Source organism: Peribacillus sp. P4_C12 (assembly GCF_056402095.1).
Genome location: NZ_JBFUIB010000302.1, coordinates 1 through 4,479 on the forward strand (window position 1 = coordinate 1; position 4,479 = coordinate 4,479).

Annotated in this window: 4 protein-coding genes and 2 pseudogenes; 5 read left to right on the plus strand and 1 reads right to left on the minus strand. The window is 43.5% G+C overall.

Annotated features, from left to right (window positions below):
* From AC1DUW_RS21540 to AC1DUW_RS21560, 5 genes and pseudogenes are all read left to right on the plus strand, one after another.
* Positions 1-1,706 (plus strand): dihydroxy-acid dehydratase domain-containing protein (locus tag AC1DUW_RS21540; RefSeq protein ID WP_477643419.1); only part of this gene is annotated, 1,706 nt, incomplete at its 5' end.
* 61 nt (positions 1,707-1,767) lie between these two features.
* Positions 1,768-2,535 carry an IclR family transcriptional regulator gene (locus AC1DUW_RS21545; protein ID WP_053346446.1) on the plus strand — a complete coding sequence of 256 codons (768 nt, stop codon included), beginning with the start codon at positions 1,768-1,770 and terminating at the stop codon, positions 2,533-2,535.
* A gap of 31 nt (positions 2,536-2,566) precedes the next feature.
* Positions 2,567-3,454, plus strand: a complete 888-nt coding sequence (locus AC1DUW_RS21550) for a fumarylacetoacetate hydrolase family protein (protein ID WP_098176416.1) — start codon at positions 2,567-2,569, stop codon at positions 3,452-3,454.
* Positions 3,455-3,465: 11 nt separating this feature from the next.
* A complete protein-coding gene (locus AC1DUW_RS21555; RefSeq protein WP_053346444.1) occupies positions 3,466-3,771 on the plus strand; it encodes a UxaA family hydrolase in 306 nt (101 codons plus the stop codon).
* Between the two features lie 4 nt (positions 3,772-3,775).
* Positions 3,776-4,342 (plus strand): annotated as a pseudogene (locus AC1DUW_RS21560) (UxaA family hydrolase); the annotation flags it as partial.
* Here the strand turns inward: AC1DUW_RS21560 and AC1DUW_RS21565 are convergent.
* A pseudogene (locus AC1DUW_RS21565) lies at positions 4,343-4,479 on the minus strand (UxaA family hydrolase); the annotation flags it as partial.

The window sequence follows — 4,479 nt, forward strand, 5'->3', positions numbered from 1 at the left end:
GTGTGCGTCGCAACCGAGGTGAAGCGCCCTTTTTCGCGACATTCGCACCTGCTCACGTATTAGAAGGTGGTTCGATTCCTGCCGACGTGATAGAAGAATTGGAAGCATTGGCGAAAAAAGCGGAAAGTGAAGGTGTAGCTGATGTAGCCGTTGATTTACGTGATACGATGGCGTATATCTTGCAATGTTCATCGAATACTGCATTTCAGGGTGTATTCGAACGTGCATACGAACGTGGCATCTTGACGAAAGAACAGCATAAATATTTTGAAATGAGGCTTGCTGTAGCTACTTGTGATGGTCAGGGAGGCGTGTGTGCCTTTAACGGAACGGGCAATAGTTCACGTCATCTAGTTGCAGGCATGGGACTCGTTCATCCAGCAGTTGAGCTATTAACAGATCCACCATCACAGCGCCAGATTAACGCCGTGCTTGATAGCTTTTCTGTAATGATTAACGACGAGCGATACGGAGTGGCCAACATTGTCGCGACGAATATAAAAAATGCAATACGCATTCACAGCGCTTCGGGTGGTTCTACGAACTTAATGATGCATATCGTAGCTGCCATGCTATATGCAGGATACAAATTCAGCTTATGGGATCTTGACCGCATTCACCATTTACATCCGATTCCTGATTTATTTGATTACAGCTTGACTGAAGGACGTGACATTTATTCACTTGCAATGCAGTGTTGCAGTGGCACAAGCCGTGGTATGGAAACGCTTGTTTACGAACTTATTGAAAATGGTGTACCAATGGATCAGGATGCGCCAACAGTCGCCGCAAAAACGTGGAAAGAACGTCTTGCGATTACACGCAGCCTTCAGGCAGTAAATGTAAAGAATAATCAAGTTATTTTATCCACTCCACGCCGTGGATTCAGCGGTGTAGATGYATTAAAAGGAAACTTTTTTGAAAGTGCTGTTGTGAAAATTAGCGGGATGCCGACACCGCAGCTTAATCAGTTCGATGATAAGCTAGCATTTGTTCTTTACTACGAAAATGAGGATGATGCCAATAGAAGCCTGCTTGATTCAAGCCTGCTCTCGAAAATAAAAGAGCAAAAGCTGTTCGAGCATGATCATCTTCTTGCGTCACTTAAATACAATAATGAGCCTGAATGGTCACGAATAAAAGATGCACCTTACGAGGAATTATTTGACGAGATGGCTGATCAAGGTACTTTGAAAATTGCCGTCATTATCGCAGGGCAAGGTCCCATTGCTTTCGGTATGCCAGAAATGTTTACACCGATGCAACATATTAATGCTAACCGTGTTATGAAAAAACTCGCAACAATCATTAGCGACGGCCGCTATTCGGGTGTCACTTACGGCGCCGCTATTGGTCATATGACACCAGAAGCATATGAAGATGGAGGCATTGGTTTCCTCCAAACGGGTGATGTTGTTCACCTTCAGCTTCGCGAGGGCCGCATTGATTTTGTCGATGCCGCTCAACTTCTTACCGGAAAAGTTGTGCATGAGTTTGAGGATTATATAAAGGAAGAAAGACAATCATTGGTCACGGAACGTAAGCAACGAATGAAAAATCGTCAAAAAATGGTTGCGGCCAGCAACCGGATGTATGGACATACAGATGCGGCAAATGGGGTTGTACCAATCGCCGTCGTAGAAGATGCTGTACTTGATTATGAACAGGATATTTTGCTTCTGGAAAAAAACATATTAATAAAGTAAGGAACGCTCGTCATAAATCCGATAAAATAAAGAGAGACAGAAAATGAAGGAGTGAGGAACAATGCCTATCATCCAATCAGTGGAGCGCGCATTGAAAATATTGGATTTATTTGACGAGCGTGACAGGGATTTAACTATCACAGAAATAAGCAAACGAATGAATTTGCATAAAAGCACGGTTCATTCGCTTTTAAAAACCTTACAGTTGCATCAGTATATTTCACAAGGTGAAGAAAATGGCAAATACTCTCTAGGTTTAAAACTATTAGAGAGGGGGAGCGTGGTGGTGACCCATCTCGATTTGCGTAATGTCGCAAGAAAACATCTTGAATGGCTTTCCGAGACCACAAACTTAACGCTCCACCTCGTCATATTAGACGGGCAGGAAGGTGTATATATCGATAAAGTGGAAGGCAGAGGGGTTACGGTTTTGTATTCCCGTATTGGCCGCCGTGTCCCGATACATACAAGTGCGGTAGGTAAATCACTTGTGGCAACTAAAACCGATAGTGAACTAGATTTGCTCTTGGACGGCTATGTATATACAGGACCAACTGAAAGATCAATAAGGTCAAAAGAACAGTTCTTAGTTGAAATCGAAAAAGCACGTATTGCTGGGTATTCAATGGATAATGAAGAAAACGAACCAGGAATTTTCTGTCTGGCTGTGCCAATAAAAGATTATTCAGGCAAAGTAATAGCCGCTATGAGCGTATCGATGCCTTCATCGAAAGTAAATGAAGAAACACACGAGTATTATGTACGTATCTTAAAGGAATGCAGCAGTAAAATTTCGCAGGAGCTTGGATATGAATATCAAAAAATATAAAACGTGACTGCCATTTAGGAGGGACTAGCAAATGAGAATTATTCGCTATGTAAAAGAAAACGAGAAACAACTTGCTGCCGTGACAAACGAAAACAAGGTGGTGGATCTTCCGTTTATAGATTTTATGTCGTTGATTGAAACGGCACGTCAGAAAAACAAAACTGCGTTTGATATTGTAAAACAAATAGTTGCCGAAGAAGAAAAACAGCCATTAGAAGGTCTTAAATTAACAACGCCCATCGACGCACCAGAAGTATGGGCATCTGGTGTAACGTATAAAAAAAGCAAGGAAGCACGTAATTACGAAGCAACGCAAGGAAAGCTTGACCGCCAAACGTTCTATGACAAAGTTTATGATGCAGTGCGTCCCGAGATTTTCTTTAAATCGACTGCAGCAAGAACCGTAGGACCGAATGATCCAGTTTACTTACGTTCAGATTCACACTGGCAAATCCCGGAGCCAGAACTAGGTCTTGTCATCGACAAAGAAGGGACGATACTCGGATACATCGCAGGTAATGATATGAGCTGCAGGGACATTGAAGGTGAGAATCCACTTTATCTTCCACAGGCAAAAGTATGGAAAAATTCTTGCTCTATCGGACCGGCCATCTTATTAAAAGAGGCTGTTTCGGATCCATATGACCTTAAAATAATGTGCCGTATCTATCGAAATGAAGAAAAGGTATTTGACGGAGAAGCAAAAGTAAACCAACTGAAACGTACACTGGAAGAGCTTGTGGAGTTTTTAGTGTTAGATAACATTATTTTTGACGGAACAGTTCTGCTCACAGGTACATGTGTAGTTCCGCCGAATGAATTTACATTGTATGACAACGATCGGATTGAAATTGAAATTCCAGGCATTGGAATTTTGAATAACCCCGTCATCCAAAGCAATGCCGTACAAACAATTTAAGGAGTGACAAAATGAGCGAATATAAAACCCTGTATTTAAGTAAGGAAGATAGTGTAGCTGTTGCCTTATCTGAAATTCCTGAAAAGACATCAGTGGTTGTGAAAGTAGGTCAAGATGACCTCGCTGTAACCGTAACCATTCTTGAACCGATTCGCTTTGGCCATAAGTTCGCAGTTAAAGCGATCGAACATGGAGCAGACATCATTAAATACGGTGAAGTCATCGGTGCTGCCTCCGCTTTTATTCCTGCTGGAGCACACGTTCATGTACACAATTTAGAAGGCAAAAGAGGAAGGGGTGACAAGATTGCTGAATGAAAAAATGCAGTTTTGGGGCTACCGCCGTCAGGATGGACGCGTAGGTGTCCGGAATCATGTTCTGATTTTACCTACGATTACTTGCGCAACGCAAACAGCTCAGCGCGTAACAGAGCTGGTAAGCGGAACAGTCACATTTATTCACCAGCATGGCTGTGCGCAAGTAGGCACTGATTATGATCAAACGGCCAGAACTTATGCGGGAATGGGTATGAATCCAAATGTATACGGTGTCATTGTACTTGGCCTTGGCTGTGAAACACATCAGGCGCATCGAATTGGGGATGAGATTGCCAAATGCGGCAAACCAGTCGAAACGGTGTCGATTCAGGATCATGGCGGCACACTTCAAACCATTGCAGAAGTAGCTAAAATTGCAGTCAAAATGGTACAGGATGCCTCGATGATACAACGAGAATTATGTGATTTTAGCGAGCTGATTGTCGGCACAGAATGCGGTGGGTCGGATGCATGCTCTGGATTATCGGCGAACCCGGCAGTCGGGCGTACGAGCGATTTGGTTGTCCAACAGGGGGGAACGGCTATTTTAGCAGAAACGACTGAACTCATCGTCGTTTGCTGCCCGGTTAGCTATCAAATGCTCTGCTCCGATGAGTTCAGTCGTTTCTGCTAAAATAGCCGTTCCCCCCTGTTGGACAACCAAATCGCTCGTACGCCCGACTGCCGGGTTCGCCGATAATCCAGAGC